The organism is Pseudoalteromonas sp. 20-MNA-CIBAN-0454 (assembly GCF_040308685.1).
GTDB classification, from domain to species: domain Bacteria; phylum Pseudomonadota; class Gammaproteobacteria; order Enterobacterales; family Alteromonadaceae; genus Pseudoalteromonas; species Pseudoalteromonas nigrifaciens.
Map to the genome: position 1 here is coordinate 1 of NZ_JBEOOB010000125.1, position 351 is coordinate 351.

Annotated in this window: 1 protein-coding gene; it reads left to right on the forward strand. The window is 38.5% G+C overall.

Annotated features, from left to right (window positions below; all coding sequences use genetic code 11):
- Nucleotides 1–351, forward strand: a 351-nt coding sequence (locus AAEZ22_RS18245; RefSeq protein ID WP_350668783.1) for an RNA-guided endonuclease InsQ/TnpB family protein, incomplete at both ends; no start/stop codon positions are given.

Below are 351 nucleotides of genomic sequence, written 5' to 3' on the forward strand. Positions count from 1 at the left end.
CACAGGTTTTGACATTAACTCAAAGCAAACGGTAGTTGGCTCGAACGGCTACGTGGCCGACAATCCAAAGTTTTTAACACAGTCAAAAACAAAGTTAAATCAATTGCAACGTCAGCTTGCACGCCGAACTAAAGGTTCAAATCGCTGGCACAAAACCAAACAACGCATCAATAAATTACACGGTAAGATCTCACGGCAAAGGCTCGACTTTGCACATAAAATTTCACGACAGATAACCAATGAAAATGATATTTTAGTGTTTGAAGATTTAAATGTAAAAGCGATGCAAAAATTCAATGGCAGTATGGTAGCTGACAATGTGATGGCTCTGATAACTCAGCTTTCAAAATA